The sequence below is a fragment of the Nocardia sienata NBRC 100364 genome, assembly GCF_001613205.1.
Taxonomy (GTDB): Bacteria; Actinomycetota; Actinomycetes; order Mycobacteriales; family Mycobacteriaceae; genus Nocardia; species Nocardia sienata.
In genome coordinates this window covers 12,777-34,275 of the sequence record NZ_BDBX01000068.1, presented here as the reverse complement: position 1 = coordinate 34,275, position 21,499 = coordinate 12,777, and the positions used below count along the sequence as shown (strand labels likewise).

The 21,499-nt window shown below is 66.0% G+C and carries 21 protein-coding genes; 7 read left to right on the top strand and 14 right to left on the bottom strand.

From position 1 onward, the window contains the following. Nucleotides 1-587, bottom strand: a 587-nt coding sequence (locus NS4_RS28730) for a thiamine pyrophosphate-binding protein (RefSeq protein ID WP_245665816.1), incomplete at its 3' end; no start/stop codon positions are given. Next, on the bottom strand, nucleotides 584-1,384 hold the full coding sequence (locus tag NS4_RS28725; protein WP_063062615.1) for a cyclase family protein: 801 nt from the start codon (nucleotides 1,382-1,384) through the stop codon (nucleotides 584-586). The genes NS4_RS28730 and NS4_RS28725, both read right to left, overlap by 4 nt. Before the next feature lie 144 nt (nucleotides 1,385-1,528). Between NS4_RS28725 and NS4_RS28720 the strand changes: the two genes are divergently transcribed. From NS4_RS28720 to NS4_RS28705, 4 genes are all read left to right on the top strand, one after another. Then, on the top strand, nucleotides 1,529-2,884 hold the full coding sequence (locus tag NS4_RS28720) for a DUF445 domain-containing protein (RefSeq protein ID WP_063062614.1): 1,356 nt from the start codon (nucleotides 1,529-1,531) through the stop codon (nucleotides 2,882-2,884). Between the two features lie 159 nt (nucleotides 2,885-3,043). After that, nucleotides 3,044-3,847, top strand: a complete 804-nt coding sequence (locus tag NS4_RS28715; protein ID WP_063062622.1) for a TIGR03084 family metal-binding protein — start codon at nucleotides 3,044-3,046, stop codon at nucleotides 3,845-3,847. 352 nt (nucleotides 3,848-4,199) lie between these two features. Then, nucleotides 4,200-4,670 carry an SRPBCC family protein gene (locus NS4_RS28710; RefSeq protein ID WP_063062613.1) on the top strand — a complete coding sequence of 157 codons (471 nt, stop codon included), beginning with the start codon at nucleotides 4,200-4,202 and terminating at the stop codon, nucleotides 4,668-4,670. A gap of 9 nt (nucleotides 4,671-4,679) precedes the next feature. Continuing rightward, nucleotides 4,680-5,243: a ribonuclease H family protein gene (locus NS4_RS28705; RefSeq protein WP_063062612.1), complete on the top strand. Its 564-nt coding sequence runs from the start codon at nucleotides 4,680-4,682 to the stop codon at nucleotides 5,241-5,243. A gap of 317 nt (nucleotides 5,244-5,560) precedes the next feature. Here the strand turns inward: NS4_RS28705 and NS4_RS28700 are convergent, their stop codons facing one another. Beyond that, nucleotides 5,561-5,869, bottom strand: a complete 309-nt coding sequence (locus tag NS4_RS28700) for a hypothetical protein (RefSeq protein ID WP_063062611.1) — start codon at nucleotides 5,867-5,869, stop codon at nucleotides 5,561-5,563. Between the two features lie 158 nt (nucleotides 5,870-6,027). Here NS4_RS28700 and NS4_RS28695 point away from each other — a divergent pair, with 158 nt between their 5' ends. After that, entirely contained in the window at nucleotides 6,028-6,957 is a 930-nt protein-coding gene (locus NS4_RS28695) for an NsdA family TPR-like regulatory protein (RefSeq protein ID WP_063062610.1), read from the top strand. Between the two features lie 112 nt (nucleotides 6,958-7,069). On the opposite strand, the gene NS4_RS28690 is transcribed toward NS4_RS28695, so the two are convergent. The 10 genes from NS4_RS28690 to NS4_RS28645 all read right to left on the bottom strand — a co-directional run bounded on the left by NS4_RS28690 (nucleotide 7,070) and on the right by NS4_RS28645 (nucleotide 17,506). Then, nucleotides 7,070-7,696 (bottom strand): hypothetical protein, encoded by a 627-nt coding sequence (locus tag NS4_RS28690; RefSeq protein ID WP_063062609.1) that lies wholly within the window; start codon nucleotides 7,694-7,696, stop codon nucleotides 7,070-7,072. Nucleotides 7,697-7,735: 39 nt separating this feature from the next. Next, nucleotides 7,736-8,755, bottom strand: coding sequence for a prolipoprotein diacylglyceryl transferase (locus tag NS4_RS28685; protein WP_063062608.1), 1,020 nt, complete (start codon nucleotides 8,753-8,755; stop codon nucleotides 7,736-7,738). A gap of 133 nt (nucleotides 8,756-8,888) precedes the next feature. After that, the gene (locus NS4_RS28680; protein WP_063062607.1) at nucleotides 8,889-10,052 is read right to left on the bottom strand and encodes an MlaD family protein; all 1,164 of its coding nucleotides are present in this window, start codon (nucleotides 10,050-10,052) and stop codon (nucleotides 8,889-8,891) included. Further along, nucleotides 10,052-11,146, bottom strand: coding sequence for an MCE family protein (locus tag NS4_RS28675; protein ID WP_245665815.1), 1,095 nt, complete (start codon nucleotides 11,144-11,146; stop codon nucleotides 10,052-10,054). The genes NS4_RS28680 and NS4_RS28675 overlap by 1 nt, the downstream gene beginning before the upstream one ends. Continuing rightward, nucleotides 11,143-12,243 carry an MCE family protein gene (locus NS4_RS28670; protein ID WP_063062606.1) on the bottom strand — a complete coding sequence of 367 codons (1,101 nt, stop codon included), beginning with the start codon at nucleotides 12,241-12,243 and terminating at the stop codon, nucleotides 11,143-11,145. The genes NS4_RS28675 and NS4_RS28670 overlap by 4 nt, the downstream gene beginning before the upstream one ends. After that, nucleotides 12,240-13,235: an MCE family protein gene (locus NS4_RS28665; protein ID WP_063062620.1), complete on the bottom strand. Its 996-nt coding sequence runs from the start codon at nucleotides 13,233-13,235 to the stop codon at nucleotides 12,240-12,242. The genes NS4_RS28670 and NS4_RS28665 overlap by 4 nt, the downstream gene beginning before the upstream one ends. Then, nucleotides 13,235-14,266, bottom strand: coding sequence for an MCE family protein (locus NS4_RS28660; RefSeq protein WP_063062605.1), 1,032 nt, complete (start codon nucleotides 14,264-14,266; stop codon nucleotides 13,235-13,237). Before NS4_RS28660 ends, NS4_RS28665 begins: the two co-directional genes overlap by 1 nt. After that, nucleotides 14,263-15,816 (bottom strand): MlaD family protein, encoded by a 1,554-nt coding sequence (locus tag NS4_RS28655; protein WP_063062604.1) that lies wholly within the window; start codon nucleotides 15,814-15,816, stop codon nucleotides 14,263-14,265. Before NS4_RS28655 ends, NS4_RS28660 begins: the two co-directional genes overlap by 4 nt. Before the next feature lie 3 nt (nucleotides 15,817-15,819). Then, nucleotides 15,820-16,683, bottom strand: coding sequence for an ABC transporter permease (locus NS4_RS28650; RefSeq protein ID WP_063062603.1), 864 nt, complete (start codon nucleotides 16,681-16,683; stop codon nucleotides 15,820-15,822). Between the two features lie 4 nt (nucleotides 16,684-16,687). Further along, complete coding sequence (locus tag NS4_RS28645) at nucleotides 16,688-17,506, bottom strand: MlaE family ABC transporter permease (RefSeq protein WP_030524481.1); 819 nt, start codon at nucleotides 17,504-17,506, stop codon at nucleotides 16,688-16,690. Nucleotides 17,507-18,116: 610 nt separating this feature from the next. Between NS4_RS28645 and NS4_RS28640 the strand changes: the two genes are divergently transcribed. Beyond that, on the top strand, nucleotides 18,117-18,809 hold the full coding sequence (locus tag NS4_RS28640) for a chymotrypsin family serine protease (RefSeq protein ID WP_063062602.1): 693 nt from the start codon (nucleotides 18,117-18,119) through the stop codon (nucleotides 18,807-18,809). A gap of 522 nt (nucleotides 18,810-19,331) precedes the next feature. On the opposite strand, the gene lppU is transcribed toward NS4_RS28640, so the two are convergent. Further along, nucleotides 19,332-19,970, bottom strand: a complete 639-nt coding sequence (lppU, locus tag NS4_RS28635) for an LppU family putative lipoprotein (RefSeq protein WP_084487815.1) — start codon at nucleotides 19,968-19,970, stop codon at nucleotides 19,332-19,334. 635 nt (nucleotides 19,971-20,605) lie between these two features. Here lppU and NS4_RS28630 point away from each other — a divergent pair. Next, nucleotides 20,606-21,493 carry a L,D-transpeptidase gene (locus NS4_RS28630; RefSeq protein ID WP_063062600.1) on the top strand — a complete coding sequence of 296 codons (888 nt, stop codon included), beginning with the start codon at nucleotides 20,606-20,608 and terminating at the stop codon, nucleotides 21,491-21,493. Nucleotides 21,494-21,499 lie beyond the last annotated feature (6 nt).

Here is a 21,499-nt window from a genome sequence, read left to right as displayed (position 1 = left end):
ACGCGCGGCAACGGGATCGGGGCGGTGACAGGCCCCGTCGCGCCGGCCGGGGCGGCGGCGACATCGATCGCCACATTGAGGACCACGGTGCGGCGCTGGGCCGCTGCCGTCCGGAAGGCCCGCGTCACATCGGCGACCGCGGTCTGCGCCGAGAACACCCGCTCGCTCAGCGCGCCCACACCGCGGACCAGCGCCTCCTGGTCCACCCGGAAATTGGACCGCAGCGCCGCCGCCGGACTGTCCGCGGTCAGCACGATCATCGGGGTACGGCTCTTGGCGGCCTCGCCGATCCCGGTCATCGCGTTGGTCAGGCCACAGCCCTGGTGCAGCGAGAGCACCCCGGTCCGCCCCGACATCCGCGTGTAGGCGTCGGCCATACTCGCCGCGCCGCCCTCGTGCCTGGCCGCCGTGAACGGCACACCACCCCGGCGCAGGGCGTTGGTCATCACGAAATTTCCGCTGCCCACCACACCGAAGCAGTGCCCCGCCCCGAGATCGGCGAGCACCCCGCCCACTACATCGGCAACCGTCGGTCCATAGCCGGGTTGCCCTGCCGGGGTCGTATCCGCCGAACCGCCCGCGGTCATGCCGCGCCGGCCCGATCCAGCACCGCCAGCACTCGCGACGGGCTACCGGTACCGCCGACGATCGGCAGCGGACTCACCACCAGCAGCGCGCCCACAGCGGGTAGCCGACCGAGATTACGCAGCGAGGTGAGGCCGTATTTGTCATTGCCGAGGAAGTAGTGGTGCACCGGGAACACCGGGTCGAAACCGCCCGCCAGGCCGGCGTCGACGCCGACGGTTTCCACGCCGAGCCCGGTCAGACCCCGCTCGGTGGCCAGCCAGCGCGCACAGTCGACCGCCACCCCCGGCGTATGCGAACCCGTCTCGTCGGCATTGAGGAACTCGGCCTCCGATCCGCCACGCGACTCCCAACCGGTGCGCAGCAGCAACCACACGCCCTCGGCCAGCGGGCCGTGCCGCTGCTCCCACGCCTGCACATCGGCGATCGTGAGCAGATAGTCCGGATCGGCGGCCACCTCGGCGGTCAGGTCCAGGACGGCGGCGGGCCCGATGAGCCGGTCTACCGGAATCTGTGACACATCGTCACCGTCGCGCCCGGTGACCCAGTGCACCGGGGCGTCGAGATGGGTCCCGATATGTTCCCCGGTGTGGATGTTGTTGTGCCGCCAGAACGGGCCGGGTTCGTTGTAGGCGCTGACCTCCTCGAGACCGAAATCGATCAGGTTGGCGAACGGTTCGGGCAGCCGCAGGGCCGGCGTGGAACTGCTCAGCGGTGTGGTCAGATCGATCACTTCCAGCCGCCCATCGGCGAGGGCGGCGAGAAAAGCGGGAAGTACCGAGGTCTCGGGGTTGCTCATGTCGGCACCTTATTCCGGTTTTCCGCGGCGCGGCGGTTGCCCACGAGGGCCGTGGCGGGCCGGTGAGCCCTGATTGACACCCGGGACGGGCCGATGACAATGTGATGATCTCGAACACCCGATCCGGCCCAAGGGGAGCGCGCGATGATCACACTCTCGTCCGGAGTGTTGATCAATTGGGAAGAACTCACGGGTCAGAGCAAGTTCTTCGTCGATCTGATCAGTTTTCCGATATTCAGCGCGGCGGCCGGCTGGCTCACCAACTGGACCGGTGTGCTGATGCTGTTCTGGCCGCTGCTGTTCCGCGGTATCCGGATTCCCGGGCTCGATGTGCTGTATCCCTATCTGCCGCGCCGGGTCCAGGTACTGCCGACCTTTTCCGAGGACGGGTCCCGGCTGGGTTTCCAGGGTTTCATTCCGGCACGGGCCGAGAAGATGGCCAGCATCTGTGTGGACAAAGCGCTGCTACGGATCGGGAGTCCCCGGGATTTCATCCACGAACTGGATCTCGACGGTATCGCCGACTATGTCGCCGCCCTGGCCCGGAAACAGGTGAAGAGCATTGTCGACGAGGTGATGAACCGGGAGAACCCGGATCTGTGGAAAGCCGTGCCCCGGGCGATGCGGCAACTGATCTATCAGCGGGTGGAACGGGAACTGCCCGAACTCACCGGCCGGGCGTTCGATTCCCTCGGCGACAATGTCGATCAGCTCATCGACGTGAAGGGTTTCGTGATCCGGTATCTGCAGGAGAATCCGCAGATCCTCAAAGACCTCACCACCACCATCGCGGCGCCGGAACTGAAATTCATGGTCCGGATCGGCCTGCTCGGCGCCCCGTTCGGACTGCTGTTAGCGCTCTACCTGCACGTTCACTCCGGTATTCCGGTGTGGGGCTGGGTCCCGTCCTGGGCGATCGTGCTGGCGGCCTCGGCGCTCATCGGTGTGGTGGTGAACATCATCGCCGTGCGGGTGGTGTTCACACCCGGCGATCCGCAACCCCGCTACAAATACATCTGGAAACAGGCACTGCTGGCGAAACGGCAGCCGCAGGCGGCCACCGATCTGGCCCATATCCTCGCCTATCAGGTGCTCACCCTGCCCAATCTGTCCAACGAGTTGCTCAACGGCCCCAACGGCGACAAGACGCGGTTGCTGCTCGAACAGCTCATCTCCGACGAGATCCACCGCCAGCTCGGCCGCACCACCTCGGTGGTGCGGGCCGCGTTCGGGCGGAGGCAATTCGACAATCTGAAGGTCGGGGCGGCGGGCGCGGCGGTGGGGCTGGCGCCCGCGCTGGTGGAGGACGCCGACTTCATCCGGGAGCAGGCCGAGAACATCGACGAGTTCGCGGCCCGCAAGCTCCAGCAACTCACACCCGGGGAGTTCATGGAGATGTTCTACGCCTCGGTCGAACAGGACGCCTGGCTGCTCTATCTGCACGGGGCCGCGCTCGGACTGCTGGTCGGCGCCACCCACCTGCTGATCTTCGGCTGGTAGCCACTCCACCGACACGCAGTGCGCCCGTTCCTGGTATCGACGCCCGCGCACTTCAGGAGTCGGGGTTCCGCCGAATAAAAGCAGTCATGCTTGTATTTATTCTGCACCGCTGGAATGCTGATCACCGCACCGACCTGCGTGAACGAGACGAGGGAACCGATGACCGATCTGGACGCGTTGCTTCGCGACCTCGCAGCGGAAGGCGCCGAGCTCGAGGCCCTGGTCGCCGACCTGCCGCCGTCGGACTGGGCCCGCCCCACCCCGGCGGCCGGCTGGACCGTGGCCCACCAGATCGGCCACCTCACCTGGACCGACGAAGTGGCCACGCTGGCCGCCACCGATGCCCGGACCGGCGCCGGCGCCTTCACCGACCTGCTGACCGCGGCCGCGGACCGGGTGACGACCTTCGTCGACGACGCCGCCGCCGAAGCCGCCGCGGCCGCGCCGCCGGAGCTCCTCGAACGCTGGCGGCGCGGCCGGACCGAACTCGCCGCCGCATTGCGCGCGGTCCCGGCGGACGCGAAGGTGCCGTGGTTCGGACCGCCCATGCGCCCGGGGTCGATGGTCACCGCCCGGCTCATGGAGACCTGGGCCCACGGCCAGGATGTCGCCGACGCGCTGGGAGTACATCGCGATCCCACCGACCGGCTCCGCTCGGTGGCCCATATCGGCGTGCGCACCAGGGATTTCGCTTATATCGTCCGGGAGTTGCCGGTACCCGATACAGAGTTCCGGGTGGAGCTGCGCGCGCCCTCGGGCGAGCTGTGGTCGTGGGGGCCGGCGGAGGCTCCCGAACGGGTGACCGGGCCGGCACTCGATTTCTGCCTGCTGGTGACGCAGCGCCGGCACCCCGACGATCTGGCGCTGCGAGCCACCGGCACGGAGGCGGCGCGGTGGCTGACCATCGCCCAGGCCTTCGCCGGGCCACCCGGCACGGGCCGGGAACCGGCCCGGAAGGGCTGACGGGCCGGCGAGCGTCACACCAGGTTCCCGGGCAGCCGGACATCGTTGGCCGGATACATCATCACGGCATCGAGTACAGCGCTCGCCGGCTGATGATAAGTACCCCCGAGGCCGTCCCCGAAACCCCGCAGGGGTTACGGATCGACGCCCACGAGCAGCGCTACTGTGACGCTCGTCTCGAGTGTTCAGGCCCCTTGTTCTCCGGCCGTCTCGTCCCCACCAGCTCTGATACGCTCTCCGAACGTTTCGGCGCTGTGTCACATCCGGCGCCCCACGGCTATCGATTCGCATCGGCCTTAAATAAAACGGAAAGCTATAGTACTTTTAGCGGGCAGCCGTGGAGGGAGGGCCCGTGGGCTTCATCAAATACGCCAGCGACGTAACGGCGCCGATCACCGTTGCCTTTGCCTATACCGACGATCCCCTGCTCATCCCGAACTGGATGGCCGGAGCCGCCGAGATCACCCGGTGTGGCGATCCGGAACGCGGTGTCGGAGCGAAGTACCGGATCGGTTACCGGTTCGGCCCCTGGCGTCCCGTCCTCCACTGCGAGATCGCCGAACACCGTCAGGACGCGGTGCTGGGCTACACGCTCACCGGCCCCTTCACCGCCCGGCTGACCCTACGATTCGACCCACTCGGCCGCGGCCGCTCGGTACTGACCTCCGAACTCGACTTTCCCAGCTCCAGAGGTTTCGCCGCGGCACTGCGCGAACGGCCGCGCGCCGCCCTGCTGCGCCGGGCCCTGCGGCGCAGCGAATCACGATTGCGCAGGGCGATAGAGGAATTCCACGGTACCGACCTTGTCGGCCGACTTGCGTAGGGTACTGCCATGATCATCGTGAGTACCGACGGATCGTGCCTGCGCAACCCCGGCGGGGCGATCGGCTGGGCGTGGGTGGACCACGCGGGTGGCGCGGAAAGCGGCGGCGAGGCATCGGGTACCAATCAGATCGCCGAATTACGTGCCGTCCTGGAGGCGATCCGGGCCCACCCGGGATCGGATCCGCTACTGATCGAGAGCGATTCGCTGTACGCGATCAAATGCGCGTCCGAATGGCTGCCGAACTGGCGCAACAACGGCTGGCGTACCTCGAGCGGGTCCGCGGTCAAGAACGTCGAGCTCATTCGGGATATCGACCATGCCATCGCGGGCCGTCCCGGCCCGGTGCGGTTCCGCTGGGTGCGCGGACATGTGGGCAACTATTTCAACGAACAGGCCGACGCACTGGCCGGTGCCGCCGCCCGTAAGGCAGCGGCCACCTCGACAGTGGCCACCCGGACCGTCAACCGGGTCGCCCCCGAAACCTCCGCGGCAACAGGGAAGGCTGCGGAACCGGCGGTTGTACCGACCGCCGACTACGCGACAACAGCGCAGGCACTCCACCTGTTCTGAATCCCGTCCGGGATCGGCGCGCCCGCGCTGTTGTCGTAGCAGTACCGATGGATCCGGATACCAACCGAATAGCCTCCGGCGGTGGTGGCTCGACCCACCGCCGGGGGCGCCCGGATTGTGTTTTCTGCTTCCAATCAACGTTATTCCGAAACCCCAGTGCTCTAGATCGCGGCCGACCTCCCGAAATACCTCGCTTCGTCTTGCCCAGAATGCGCTCACGAACGCACGCGTGTTCGGGGTGGATCACGCCCGGAACAGCGCGATCGTCAGCCAGGTCAGTGCCGAAGCAAGCAAAATCAAGGCGATGTCGTGGCCCGTCACAGCTGCACGACCGGCCAACGATATCCGCGCGGATAGACGTGGACCGGAGTCACCAGCGCGGCGATGTCGGTGATTGCATGTCGTACCGCGTCCGCGTGTCCGAACGACGGAACAACAACTGCAGCCGCGCCGTGCTCCATGACTGCGCCCGAGAGAATGAGTGCACTCGCGAGCGGTCCGGTATCCAAGCGCACCGTCCACACGATCCGGAAGCCGTACTTCTCGGCAACACGGTAGACGTCGACCCCTTCGCCATAGATGTCCCTGCGGATCAACCCGATCGCTCTCGGCAACTCGCCGGTCATGCTGCACCCCTCCGTCCCTTGCTGTCTGTGTGGAGCACTCCGGGCGATCGTGTCGATGTCACCACTCGCCGGGTGCTGAATCGAGCATCGCCCGAATCGGTCTGCACCCGAGACACATTCGCGTCCACACCTGTCCACAACCGCGCTATGGTGCGCAGATGGAACCCGGTGCACTGTTGCGTGCCGCTCGGGAGGCCGCGGGGATCTCGCTGCGCGTCATGGCCGAGCGCACCTACTACGGAAAGACCTACCTGGCCCTTATCGAAACCGGCAGACGGCCGGTGCCCGGCGGCGTCGTCACGGCCTACGAGCGCGTCCTCGGCGCGGACCTGGGGCGGCTGACCGCGGCGGTGCGACGGCCGACGAGCGTGGACTCCACCGCGCTCTCCGAGGTCGCGGTGATGCTGGCGGCCATGCGCCGGATCGAAGATTCGGCCGGAGCGGTGACGGTGCTTCCCGCGGTGCGGGGCATCGTGAACATGACCGAGAGTTTCGTCCGAGAGGGAAGCACGGACCGGGCCGCGGCCGCATCGCTGGCATCGGAGGTCACCCAATACCGGGGATGGCTCGAGCACGCGATCGGCGCCGATACCACCGCACAGCGCACCCTCGGGACGGCGGTGGCGCTTGCCGAGGAATCCCGGGACCCGGATCGCCTCGCACATAGTTTGGGTTTCCTCGGCTATGTGAGCGTGAGCGCCGGAGATTACAGCGAAGTTCTCGCATTGTCCGACGCCGCGCTGGCGGTGACCGATGCGCACCCACTCATCCGGGCGTACGGGCAGATGCGCCGGGCCGAGCTACTGGCCGCGCACGGCGCGAAGCGAGAAGCGGAACACGCGCTCATGCTCGCCGACGCCGCGGCCGAGGAGGCGGACGGCAACGAGCCGTCTGCATCGATGTACTGGTGGAGTCCGGGATTCGGAGCCGTGCAGCGCGGCGGTGTGCTCTCGATGCTGGGGCACACGGCAGCCGCAGTAGAAGAGGCATCCCGAGGACTGGCGTCGATGCCGAGCGCGCACCGAGGTACGGAGTGGCTGGCCTCGGCACTGCGCCGCGTAGACCCGGACATGGGCGGCCAAGCGTAGCTCGAGCGGCTCCTACAACGCCAGGGCCGAAACGATGCTCATCCGCATACCAGGAATGTCCGGCGGTGGGTCGATCCACCACCGGGGGCCGGATCGACCCGGGCGTCCAGGATCAGTTACCCGGCTGCGGGGCCGGCGCTCCGCCTTCGGGGGCGGCCGGTGCGGGACCGGCGGGTGCGGGCTGCCCGCCCTGACCGCCGACACCCGCGAGCATGGCCAGCTCCCACTGGTTCACGATCCAGCGGTCGCCGTCCTTTTCCAGGCTCGCGGTCACCGCGATGTCCTGGCGCTTCGGCTCGGGGGTCACCGAATTCGTCTTCATCAGACCGATATTGACGAGTACCTTCGCGGATTTCTCGTCACCGGACTGGAAACCACAGGTCGCCTCGTCGACCCAGGATTTCACCTTGGATTCGGTGAGCAGCTGGCGCAGTACGTCCCAGTTCTGTTCGAGCGAGGACACCACATTGTCGGTGGCGCCGTCCTTCATGGCCTGCATGAAGCCGTCCAGGTCGCCCTGGTAGTCGTAGGTGTTGGTCGCGCGGGCGAAATCGCATGCGGCGCGGGTGGACTGATCCTGGGCGGCGAGCTCTCCGCGGTTCTGCTGGAACGCCCGGAAGTACACGACGCCGGCGGCGACCAGCGCCACCAGCACCACGCCCGCCACGAAGGCAGCGACCACCGGCAACAGTCCGGATTTGTCGCCGGTGTCCGGTGCCGCGGTCTCGTTCTTGGCCATAGCTTCGAGTCCTAACGTCTGTTCGTCTCGCGGCTGCAACTACTGCTGCATCATCGGCGTATCGAAGTCGGCGACCAGCCAGGTGCCGTCGACCTTCTGCATGGAGACATTCGCGGCCACCTTGACCTGACCCGGCCCCTGCTCCTGCGGAACGTTCGCGGTGGTGAACTGCTGGTCGATCACCAGCACCACCCGCGCCTGGTCACCGGACCCGGATTCGTAACCGCACTGCACTCCGGTGGCAGTGGAACTGACCTGGGACTCGGCGAAACGGGTCTTCAGGTCCGGCCCGATCTGCGAGACCAGTTTCTTCCACTCGCCGGTGGCGGACTGATCCAGGCGCTGCAGGTAGTCGTCGGCCTTGTCGCCGGTGTAGGTGGCGAAATCGTTCCCGAAATCGCAGGCGGCCTTGGTGGCCGCGGCGCGCCGGTCCAGTTCGTCCTGCTTGTTCCCGGCGAGCAAGAAGAAGATCCCGACCGCGACGAGGGCCGCCACCAGCAGCACCGCGGCACCGATCAATGCGGGTAGTGGGAAGGGTGAGCGACGGCCGGCGGGTTTCGCGGCATCGGCGCCGCCGGACTTCTCACCGTTGGCCGCGTCCTGCTCGGTGGCGGCGGGCTTCTTCGCGGTGTCGACCTTCTCGGTAGCGGCGTCCGATTTGCTCGCTGCGACCGTGGAGTCGGACTCCGCCTCGGCAGCCGTCGCGCCGGCGCCGGCCTTGCCCACCACTACGGTGTCCTCGGCCGCTGCGGCCTTGCCGATCACCACCGTTTTTTCCTCACCTACGCCCGCAGTACCGGAGCCGACCGTATCGGCAGCGGACGCCGACTTCGTGTTCTTCGAGGTCGGATCCGGGTCGGCCGCTTTCCCGGCTCGCCCGGTGGCCTCCGCATCACCGGTTTCCGCCGCGGCGGTATCGGCGCTGCTCTCGGCTGCGCCGCCGCTCGTCGCAGCATCGGTTTCGTCGTTACCGGAAGGGGCGTGCTCAGCCGCGGCGTCCGCTGGCACACCGGTGCCTTCCGGCTCCAGGGGGTCGGAGACGGGTTTTTCTGAGGACATCTGTACTGTTCACACCTTCCCGGCGCGGCTGGGAAACGCGCCGTAATCTACCGGTCGAAAACGACCGCCGGGTGTGGCGGGCATCTCTGCGAGAGTATGCACCGTCGCACCCTGCGCGCGGCGACCGGTCCTCCTACCGCACGGGCGGCAGCGTACGTTCGTTCGGATCCACCCCCGGCGGGATCGTCGCGCCGTTGTTCGGGATGTTCGGTCGCGGTGCGTTCACCGCGCCACGGATCTGCTCACCCGGTCCGGGGCTGTCGCAGTAGTTCCACTTCGGGATGGTGCCGTCCTGGACCACCTGGGTCTTCATCGGGGTGGACTGGTACTGGCAGTACGGCCGGAACCAGATATCGAGGATGGTGTGGAACTCGTTGTCGTGGGCGGGGACGCCGAGCGCGGCACCACCGAGCTCGAGTGCCGGGAACAGCGCCGCCAGCGCGGGGGTACGCAGCTGCGCCGCCCGGGTGAGCGCGAGGAAATTGCCGGCCAGCGCGGTGATCGGATCACTGGTGCTGTCCAGCGTGGCGGTGACGCTCGCGAACTGTCCCGGCGCCTGATCGAGCACCTTGATCAGTTCGGCGTTGGCCTTGTTGAACTGATCGAACAGCACCCGTGAATTGGCCGTCAACGTGCCCAGATCGGGCTGGGCCTGCGAGGTGGTGCCCGCGATGGTGCGCAGATTGGCGATCAGGTGCGTGGTCTGCGGGAGCAGCGAATCCATACCCGCGGTGACCAGGCTGACCCCTTCGATCAGCGAACGCAGCTGATCGGGCCCGCCGCTGAGCGCGGTATCGAGCTCGTTGAGGATTACCGCGAAATGTTCCGGGTCCACCTGGGCGATGAGATCGCTGGAATTCTCCAGCACCGCTGAGATCGGGACCGGGGTGCTCACCCGCTCGGCATCGAAAGTGATCGCCGAACCGTCGGTCAGGTACGGGCCCTGGTCACCGGCCGGCCGGAAGTCTATGTACTGCTCACCGGCGCCCGACAACGCCTGTACGGCGACCTTCGTATCCACCGGGATGTCGTAGCGGGAATCGATCTCGGCCTTGGCCTGGATACCGGCGCCATTGTCGACGAGTTCGAGGTCGCTGACCTCACCGATCCGGAAACCACGCAGGGTGACATCGTTGCCGGGCTGCAGCCCACCGGACCGGTCGAGGTTCACGACAACGGTGTAGGTACTGCGCAGCGGATTGACCCGCATGACATTGACCAGCAGATAGGTGCCGCCGATCAGCAGCGCCAGCACCAGTCCGATATTGGACAGCAGGATCTTGTTCTTGGACAACATCACTGGCCTCCCACGCGGTACTGCACAACCTGGAGGATCTGGATCAGGCTGCCCGCGAAGTCCTGCAGATCGCGCCCGTCGTAGAAATGGCTGGTGCCGGGCGCGGTCAGCATGGCGATATCCAGATTGGTGACATTGACCTGGGCGGCCAGGCTGCTACCGCGGAAGGTGGCGTTGACCGGGCCTTTCAGCTCGTGCAGGGCGTCCATCAGCGCGCCGAAGTTGTCGCCGGTGGCCGCGAGCGCCGCCATCAGGTTGTTCAGATTGTCCAGCGTCCCGGCCAGATCACCACCGGTGGTGTTCGCGTAATCGCCGAGCGCCGCGCTGGTGGTCGCGATCTTGCCCAGCAGATCCCCGAGCGCCCGGTTGTTCTCCGCGACCGCTCCGATCATGTCCGGCAGGGTGTCTGCCACCTGGCCGAGGTCGTTACGGCGGGCATCGAGAGTATCGGCCAGGACGTTGAATTCGCCGAGCACGCTGTCGATCTGCGCGGAGTTGGCATTGATACTCGAGACCACGCCGGTGATCTCGTTGACCAGATGCACCAGCTGATCGCTGCGACCGCCGACGATCGAGTCCAGTTCGGTGCCCAGCCGGGTCAGATGGGCGATACCGCCGCCGTTGAACATCAGCGATACCGACAGCAGCAGTTCCTCCACGGTCGCGCCCGCCGAGGTCTTCTCGATGGGCAGCGTATCGCCGTCGGTGAGCAACCGGCTGCCCTGTTCGGTGGGCGGTTTGGAGACCGCGATGAACACGTCGCCGAGTGGGGTGGCCTGGCGCAGTTCGGCGGTGGTGCCCTCCGGGAGGTCGATATCTTTGCGGATCTCCATATCGACGACGGCCTGGAAGTTCTTGGTCTCGATATTGGTGACCACACCGACATCGGACCCACCGATCTTCACCTTGGCCTGGTCGGGCAGGTTCAGCGCGTTCTCGAACACCGCCCGCAGCGTGAAGGTGTCACCGCCGATACCGGGTTTCGGCAGCGGGATGTCCTCCACGGTCAGACCGCATCCGGAGGCCAGCACCACCGTCCCGGCCGCGGTGAGGGCGGCCATGGCACGGCGGGCCCGGCGGATCGTTCGCATCATTTCGTCAGTCCCAGCAGTGCGGCGGTGAGTCCGAAGTCGGGTCCGAAATCTTCGGGCCGGCCGGTGCGGCAGCCGTCGGACTTCATCTGTATCCGTTCGCAGAACAGGCTGATGAGCTCACCGTTCGCGAGGTTCGTGCCGATCAGCGCGTGCAGCCGGACGTAGCCCTGTTCGTAGTTCATCGACCGGTGGATACTCTGCAGCAGCATCGGCGCGACGTCGACCACCTCGGTGACCCCGTGCGCGTTGGCCCGCAGCTGCTCGATCACGGTGTTCATCCGGTTCAGCGTGTCCACCAGCTGATCCTGATGCTGCGCGAAGACCGAACTGGTGTTGTTCAGGAAGTCGTAGAGCTGCTGCAGGGTGGCCTGCAGGCCCGGCGCCTGTTCGGCCAGCATGGTGGTCATCTGGGTGGCCTGGTTGCTGAAATCGCGGACGGCCTGGTCGTTCTCGGCCAGCATCGTGGTCAGCTCGTTGAGCTTGATGATGATGTTGGAGATGTGATCCTTGTTGTCGACACCGACCTTAAGCGCGCTCGACAGCGCGTTGAGGGTGTCGCGCATTTTCGCGCCCTGGCCGTTGAGCATCGGGTACAGCACCCGGCCGGAGAGCGGGCCGACACCTTCCTGCCCCTCCTGGGGTTTGAGCGCATCGGCGAACTTGTCGATGGTCTTGAGCATCGTGTCCAGTTCCACCGGGACATCGGTGCGTTCCAGCGGCAGGTGATCGCCGTCTTCGAGGGTGTCCCCCTCGACGTAGCGGGGGGTCATCTCGATATGCCGGTCGGTGACGATGGAGGGCGAGACCACCACCGCCATCGCGTTCTTCGGGATCTGTACATCGCCGTCGATGGTCATATGGACCTCGACCAGATCACCGTGCGGCACGATCTTGTCGACCTTGCCGACCTCGAGCCCGAGCACGGTGATCGGGTTACCCTCGAACATGCCGGCGATGTTCTCGAAGTCGGCGGTGATCTCGATATCCCCGCCGGTCACGCTGTTCACCACCGAGCAGCTGCCGAGCGCGACCGCCGATACGCCGATGACCAGCGCCTGGGCGGTTCGCTTCACGATCCCGATCTTGTTCTTGCTCATCCCTGGCACCCCTCGGCGACTTCGGCGAAGCACAACCAGTTGTCCGGGAACAGCCACGGAATACCGACCTCGGCGTAGTTGCCGTTACCCCACGCATTGGCCAGGTAGCGCACCGACGGCGGCATGATCGACAGCAGCCGGTCCAGGTTGTCCTTGTTCTTCTGCAGGCCCGTTGCCATGACGTTCAGCTGGTCGAGCGTGGTGCTGAACTGGTTGTTGTTCTGGGCACCGATCGCCTGCAACTGCGCGGTCAGCGTGGCCACATTGTCGAGCAGGGTCCGCAGCAGCTGCTGCCGTTCCACCACCCGCGAGGCGATGGCCTCGCCCTGGGTGATGATCAGCAGCGCGCTGTTGCGGTTGTCGGCCAGGATGGTGGTCACCCGGTCGAGATCGGAGAGCAACTGCGAGACATCGTCCTTGCGCTGGTCGATCACCTTGGCCAGGGCGCCGATACTGTCCAGTGACTGGACGACCAGTTCCGGCGACCCCTTCAACTGCTCGTTGAACAGGTTCAGTGATTCGGCCAGTTTGCCGGGATCGAGTTCCTGGAACTCCGGAGTGCCCTTGGTGACCACATCGGCGAGGTCGTAGGGGACCGCGGTATTGGTCTTGGGGATCCGGTCGTCGGGCAGGCCGGAACCGTCACCGGGATCCAGATCCACATAGCGGGCGCCGAGCAGGGTCGCCATCTTGATAGAGGCCCGGGCATCGGGTCCGAGCTTCACGTCATTGCTGACCTGCAGGGTCAGCAGTACGTGATCGCCCTCGAGTTCGGCGGCCGCGACCCGGCCCACCGGCACCCCGGCGACATCCACCTTGTCCCCGACGGTGATACCGGCGGACTGTACGAATTCGGCCTCGATGGACTGTTCACCGATCCCGAGATTGCGGAATCCGCTCGACGCCAATACCAGCACACCGACGACGACGACGCCGATGATGCCGAGGCCGAAGTACCGATTGTTGTTGAACCAGGTTTTGAGTTTCGTCATCATGGCCGGCACACCGCCGATTGCGAATTGCCGCCGATCTGGGAGAACAGCCCGCGCGGGAAGAGCACACCGTAGAGCGATACATCCAGTCGGCAGATGTAGGCGTTGGCGTACGCGCCCTCGGAGGTGAAGCGCCCGGCGTCGGCGAGGATGGATGGGAGGTCGATCGCGGCCTGATCCAGTTTGGCGCCGTTGGCCAGGAACAGGGTCAAAGCGTCACGTGTCGAATTCTGGACGGCCTCCAGCTTGGGCTGGATATTGCCCACCATGCCGACGAGAGCCGTGGTCGCGCCCGCGATCTGCTCGGTCGAGCCGAGCAGTTGCCGGCCCTGCTCGTACAAGCCGCCGATCAGGGCCCGCGTCTGGGTTATCAGCGTCTCCAATTCGTCCCCTCGTTTGGCCAGACCGGCCATCACACCGCTGAGGTTGGTGATCACATCGCTGAGGATGGCGTCACGCCGCTGGAAATCGCCTGCCATGGTGGCGGCCTGGGTGATGAACGAGCTCAGCGACACCCGATCGCCCTGCAACGCCAGGATGAAGGTTTCCGAGAGCCGGTTCACCTGCGCGGGCTCGAGCACCTCGAACAGCGGCTGGAAGCCGTTGAGCAGCGCCGAGATATCGAAGGACGGCTCGGTGCGGTCCAACGAGATGGTGCCGTCCTCGGGCAGCTCGGTCGCATCGCCACCGGAGCCCGGCGCCAGCGCGACATAGCGCTGGCCGATCAGGTTCTGGTAGCGCACCAGCGCCTTGGTGTTGCCGAAGAGCGTCTGATCGTCCTGGACGATAAAGCTGACCTTGGCATTGTGGTCGTCGGTGACCTCGATCTTCTGGACCTTGCCCACCCGCACGCCCGCCATCCGGACGTCGTCGCCCTCGCGCAGACCCAGTACATCGGTGAACACCGCGGAATACGATTTCGTACCACCGTCGACCGTCCGGGCCAGCGTATTCCACACCAGCACCGTGACCAGCACGGATACCACCGCGAACAGGCCGAACCCGATCAGCGGTTTGCGAACTCCCCTCACGAGGCGGCCTCCTCGGTCACACGCAGGGTTCCGCCTTCCAGAATCGAACTCAGCATCAAGTACTCCATCGAGGACGGCTTGCGACCCAGCAGCGTCTCCACCGCGGCGTCGCCCTCGTAGGTGATCGGTGCGGCCGCGGGCACCACGCCGGTCCCCGGGGTGCCGTTGTCCGCGGCCGGTGCGGGCGCACCCGGCTGGGCCGGCGGGTTCTGCGGCTGCTCACCGGGCTGCGCGGCCGGAGCCGGAGCCGGCGCGCCGGGCAGCCCCGGAAGCTGCGGGAATCCCTGCGGGAAAAGCCCTTCCAGCGGCGTTCCGGCGAACGGGTTGTTGCCCGGCGCCTGCGCCGTCGGCGCGGGCGCGCCGGCCTCGGTGGTGACACCCGGGATCTGCGGCAGACCGGGCAGCGGCGGCAGCACCGGCAGCCCGTCGGCGGCGGGGAGCCGGCGCGGTTTCACCTGCTCGGGAAGGTAGCCCGGATCCGCGACCGCGGGGGCGGTGAAGCAGCTCGGGCCGGCCAGATCGCCGTAGCGCGGGCAGTCCGCCACGGTGTTGGGGTTGAACGGAGTGAAGGTGACACCCGCGTTCCAAACCATCTGCCGCTGCGGGCCCCAGGTGAACACCGTGCTCAGCTTGCGCGACGAGTTGTTCAGGTTACTGATGGCGTTGGTGATCGACGACGGGTTCGCGGCCAGCGCGCCGAAGGTCTGGTTCATCCCGACGGTGAGCTCTTTACCGACATTCGGGTTCCGGGCGAACAGATCGTTGATCTGGTCGGCCATACTGCTGGCGCCGGTGATCACATTCACCAGTTCCTCGCGCCGGTCGGCGATCGTGCTCGCGGTCTGGACGGACGAGGCCAGGACGTCCATGAGTTCCGGCGCCGATTCGTTGAGTGCGTGCACCGAACCCGAGAGATCGCCGAGGAATACACCGAGATCGGGAATCGACTCGTCCACCGAGGTCACCCAGCGGTCGATCCGTTCGATGGTCGACCCGGGCATCCGGCCGCTGCCGTCCAGCGCGTAGGACAGGGTGCCCAGGACCCGGCCGAACTGCATGGGATCGATGGCGTCGAGGATGTTCTGCACCGTGGTCAGGGTGTCCTGCAGGGCGATGGTGCCCTGGCTGCGGTCTTCCTCGATGGTCGAGCCCTCGTCGAGATGGTCCGGGCTCGGCCCGTTGTAGACCAGTTCCACCGAGGTGACGGCGAACAGGTTGCTGGGCACCACCCGGGCGGTGACCGTGGCCGGGATACCGTCGGCGAATTCGGGCTTCAGCTCGATGTTCACCTGCTGCAGCTCGCCCTGGGCGGCCACCGAGACATCCTTGACCGCGCCGACCAGTACGCCACGGAACTTGACGTCGGCTTGTTCGGGCAGCCCGTCACCGGTGGTGGTGAGGTTGGCCGTCACCTTTACTTTTTCCACGAAATAGCCCTGGTATCGGGCCATCAGGAAGCCGAGCACGACCGCGAAGACGATCAGGCCGCACACGCCCGCGATCAGCAACTGCTTCATCGTGGGCCCGCGCCCACTGGGATCGATGATCATTGCCTACCCCGAGATCCGGATGCCGGGGTTGACACCCCAAATGGCCAAGGTCATGAAGAGGTCCACGAAAACGGTGGCGATGATGCACATCTTGATCGCGCGACCGGCCGCCACACCGACGCCCTCGGGGCCACCGGAGGCGAAGAAGCCGTAGTAGCACTGGATGAACGTGGTGATGGCGACGAAGACAATCGCTTTGAGCAGCGAGTACAGCACGTCCGTCGGAATCAGGAACTGATAGAAGTAGTGCTGGTAGGTACCGCTGGCGGTACCGCCGATGAGCTGCACGGTCAGCGAGCAGGAGATGTAGGCCATCGCCAGACCCAGGCAGTACAGCGGCAGGATGGTGATCATCGCGGCGATCATCCGGGTGCTCACCAGGTAGGGCAGCGGGCGGATGGCCACCGACTCCAGCGCGTCGATCTCCTCCGAGATTCGCATGGCGCCGAGTTGAGCGGTGAACCGGCAGCCCGCCTGGGCCGCGAAGGCCAGTGCGGCGAGCAGCGGACCGAGTTCACGGGTGGTGGCGAACGCCGAGATAGCGCCGGTGATCGGACTGAGCCCGAGCAGATCGAGCGAGGTGTGGCCCTGGATGGCCACGGTCATTCCGCCGAAGGCGCTCAGAATGAGTACGACGCCGATCGTTCCGCCGCCGACGATGAGATTGCCGTTGCCCCAGGTGACATCCGAGAGCAGGCGCCAGACTTCTTTGGGGTACTGCTTGAACGCCAGCGGCATCGAGCCGACCGAGCGCAGGAAAAAGAACACTTGGTGCCCGAGGCGGGCCAGCATATCGACCGGCGCGCCGGCCGCTTTTCGCAGTTGCTGCAGCGGTTTGAGTAGCGGGGGCACATAGGTTGCGGACACCGGCTCACACCACCTGCGGGGGGAACAAAGTGTTGTACACCTGGGTGAAGATCACATTCACTCCGAACAACATCACCGCGGACATGACAACGGCGGTATTCACCGAGTTGGCGACACCGCCCGGACCACCGCGGGTGTTCAATCCGGTATCACAGGCGATGATTGCCGCGAGCAGACCGAACAACAGCGATTTCACCAGCGCGACAAGCAGGTCCAGCGTTATCGCGAACGAGGCGAAGGTCGCGATATAGGAACCCGGGGTGCCGCCCTGGGCGAAAATATTGAAAATGTATCCGGTCAGAAATCCGACGAAGACCACGAAACCGCAGAGCAGCACGCTGACCAGCATTGCGGCGCCGAGTCGCGGCGCGACGAGCCTCCGCAGCGGATCGACGCCCATGACTTTCATGGCGTCGATTTCTTCGCGAATGGTCCGGGAGCCGAGATCGGCGCAGATCGCGGAACCGACTGCGCCCGCGATCATCAGCACGGTGACCAGGGGGGCGCCCTGCTGGATGATGCCCAGGCCGTTGGCCGCGCCGATGAACGAGGTGGCGCCGACCTGCTGTGCGACCGCGCCGACCTGGATGGATACGATGACACCGATCGGAATCGCGACGAGCAGTGTGGGCGCCGCGGCGACGCTCGCCATGAAGGCGCACTGCCGGATGAACTCGTCGAGAGGGAACCGGCCGCGGAAGATACTGACCACGAGTTCGGAGACCGCTTCGACACCCATGGTCATCTGCCGGCCGAGCGTCTCCAAGGAACGTCGGGGATGGTCGCGCCAGTAGTCCCGCGTCCACTCGACCGCCCCGCTCAACCGAGAACCTGTTGGTGGACTCTTGGTCGACTGCACTGACTAACCCCTCTCGACGTCGGTTACCTACCCCGACGGCTGGTTTGCTTGAGGCACCTTACTACGTAGTAGTGCGGAACACACCATAGGCGCGAGACCGCGGTCACAGATGTTCATCACTTTGTGGCGTGACCACCGAGTTATCACACGTTCCTTGGTGTGTATCCCAATGAGAGTTCCGCGGCACCGGAAGAACATACCGCTGACCGGCCCCGAATGTCGCGAAGACCGCGAGAACCGATGCGAATGATGGTTCACTTAAATAACGGAGAGTATTCCGGGAAATTAACCCTTTCGCGGCACTGCGGAGATTCGACCGTTACTCGACCCGCGCGCTCAAATCCGGGACAATTAATAGCGTTCGGCTATTCTTCCCAGGGTTATCGTGGCCGGAGTTCGTGCGGTGCGTGCCGCACGCGGAGTATCCCGGTCGAATGCACGACCGAATAGCCGAACCCCTCTGTTACACAACGGAACTCGCGGGTAACGGCTACTCGGGGCGCGCATCGGGGCTTTTGCTGCCACGATGAGGTGCCACACATTGATATCGTGCGGCTTCAAGGTCTGGAGGGATATGTTCAGGAAACTCGCCCAGGCGGCCAGTGCCGTCTTCGCCGTCGCGCTGAGTACGGCGCTACTCGGCACGGGGACGGCAGCCGCCGACCCCGCCCGGCCTGTACTCGGTGGTGGCTCAGGGCTCATCATCTCCTCCGAGTCCGGCCAGATGTCCGAATATGCGATCCAGTGCACGCTCACCACGATCGGTCGCGACGGTGCCGGCAGACTGGTCGGCATCACCGCGGGACACTGCGGAACCCCTGGGCACGAGGTGTATGCGGAACAAGACCCGGGCGCCGGGGCCCTCGGCCGGTTCGTCTACTCCAACCAGGACCTGGACTACGCAGTACTCGAGTTCGATCCGGGCCGGGTCACCCCGGTCAACCGCATCGGCAACCTGAGCATCACCGGGGTCGGCGCACCGGCCCAGTTCCCCAATATCGTCTGCAAGGAAGGCCGCACCACCGGCAACACCTGCGGTCTCGCCTACGGCGACGTCTTCGCCAGCAATATGGAGACCTGGTCGCAGATGTGTGTGATGGAAGGCGACTCCGGCGCCCCGGTCGTCGTCGGTTCCACCCTGGTCGGCATGGTGAACGCCTACCTGGCGATCGCCTGCTTCGGCCCCGAGGTCGGCACCAATATGACGACCATCATGGGCGATATCGACAGTCGCAACAGCATCGGAGCCGGCTACCGGCCCATCTAGGGGCTACCGGACAAAAAGAACGAGGCGGGCACCTCCGGTGTCCGCCTCGTTCTTCTATCCGCTCTCGGGCGTGTCCACTCGCGCAATCCGCGGGGACCGATTACCTCAGAACGTGTCCGGGAACTGCGGTCCTTGGGCCTTGTCGATGTTGCTGCTGTCCCGGCCCACGGTCGGCGGCGGGGTTTGTGTCGGTGGCCCGGGGTGCGGTGAACGCGGGTCTCACGTTGGCGGATCGGGTGTTCACCTGTGGGTGTGGGTACGGGCGGATCGGGATCTGAATGCCGCGGTCAACCTCGCCGCCTGGGCCGGCAATGGAGACGTGTCAGAATCCCCGAACCTCCGAGCAGGGGGCCGGGTTACCAATGTCCGCCGGCGGGAAGGCACTGACCGGCACCCTGCGGGTGCCGGTGCAACCGGCCCGGACGACGCGGAAACCACGGTTGATTCCCTGGTCAGGGTGTGAACCGAGGACGCCCGGGAAGGGCGGTGTCCGGTAATCCACACGAGTTATCGGACACGCTGTCAGAGTTCGTCGACGCACACCACGAAGCGGCGCTCCGGGTACACGTATCCGGAGCTGCCCGCGCCGCACGCGTTGACATCCGTGGCGCCCTGCTCGATCGCGACGACCTTCACCCCGTCCGCGGCCGAGGTCTCGGTGCAATCGATACGTTCGGGGCCGGTGGTCCCGCCGCCCACATCCATGCAGCCGCCGACCACCCAGTCGATATCCAGGCACAGCGCGCCCATCTCGATACCATTGCGGCTCTCGGCGTAGTAGTTGTCGGCATCGCCGACACACTGGCTGCTCTGCTCGGCCTTGCCGATCACCTTGTAGTTGGACTCGTTGCTGCCGCAGGACGCCTCTTCGATACTGGCGTCGGTGGTGGTGCCACCGAGCGTCACGCAGTCGCCGATCTCGGCGTCGAAACTGACATCGCCGGCTTCCGGAGTGGTGGTCGGCGCGCTGGAGGTGGTGGTCGGCGAGGTATCGCCGGAGCCCGGGGTACCGGTCACGTCCACCGCATCCACCGTGCCGGTCTCCATCACCGGCTGCGCCCGGCCCTCGATGGTGGAACTACAGCCCGCGACCGCCAGGCCGGCCGCCACCGCGGCCCCGGCGATCGCGACCGACAATCGAGATGATGCCCAACCAGACACGCACAGTCCTCCCGCTGTGATGCCGAACTCTGCCCCCGCATCGAATCCGCGCCTCACTACAGCTCCGCCAGCAATATCACGCCATGAATACACCATGGCCGGGCCGAGCGTCGACTCCGATGACGCCGCCCACGGGGAGTCGCGACGGACCCGCCGACGACCGCAGCACGGAGGCAGCCGGGTGACGTGACATATCTCATCGGAAGGTTTGGTAACGCAGATCACCCTCCGCGCGCCCGGAGACACCGTCCGAACAGGAATCCCCGGCCCACCGGGCATCCTGCGGCCCGGGGTATGCCACGCCGGGGGAGCGTGGTACGACACACCGGTCATGCATAACGGCTATGTAACGGAAATCCGGACTGGTCACGACTTCGTAAAGGCAGTACGAAGGAAGTCGGAGCGGAAGAGCATCAGCCGGATGCCGGCGAGCTTCCGCGATGCGCAACAGCCCGTCGGGACCGCTCCACAACTCTACGACCGGTGGCGCGCGGACGACCAGACGCCCACGGGCCGGACGGTCGTGGAGGGGCTCCACAGAACTCCGCGAACACTCGCCGGGGTGCTCCGAAGGACGCATCGGCGGCCCACCGGCCGCGTGCGCTCCAGAGTCGAATGGACGGACGAACACTCTTATGCATGTCTTCGACAACACCGGGTCGCTGCCGACCGGTCGCCGTGCTCAGCGGCGGCTTCGGCAGGGTGTCCTGTTGACGGCCGCTATCGCCGCAGCCACCACGGTGGCCACGGCGCCGGTCTACGCGCTGCCGAGCCTGCCTTCCGGGTCGGCGGCGGGCGCCGTCGAACCCGCACCGCCCGCGGCCAACTTCGCGCCCCCGGCGATCAACCCCTCCGAAGGCGAAGAGGTCGGCATCGCGCAGCCGATCATCATCAACTTCAAGGATCCGGTCGACGATCGGGCCGCTGCCGAGCGTGCCATCAAGATCACTTCTTCGACCGACGTACCCGGTCATTTCTACTGGTGGAGCGATAAGCAGGTGCGCTGGCGGCCCAGCGAGTTCTGGCCCGCGCAGACCGACGTCGTGGTCGAGGCCGGCGGTAGCCGCAGCGCCTTCCACGTCGGCGACGCGGTGATCGCCACCGCCGACGACAACACCAAGATGATCACCGTGACCCGTAACGGCGAAGTGGTGCGCACCATGCCGACCTCGATGGGCAAGGTCGACCACGAAACGCCCAACGGCACCTATATCGTCGGCGAGCAGCGGCGTGAAATGGTCATGGACTCCTCGACCTACGGGGTCCCGATCGACGCCCCCGAGGGCTACAAACTCGATGTCGAATACGCGACGCGTATCTCCAACAGCGGGATCTTCGTACACGCCGCACCGTGGTCGGTCGGATCACAGGGCTATGCGAACACCAGCCACGGCTGCCTCAATGTGAGCACCGAGGACGCCAAGTGGTTCTACGAGAACGTCAAGAAGGGTGACGCGGTCATCGTGCAGAACACCCAGGGCGGCACCCTCAACGCCGGCGACGGTCTCGGCGACTGGAATTAGATTTCG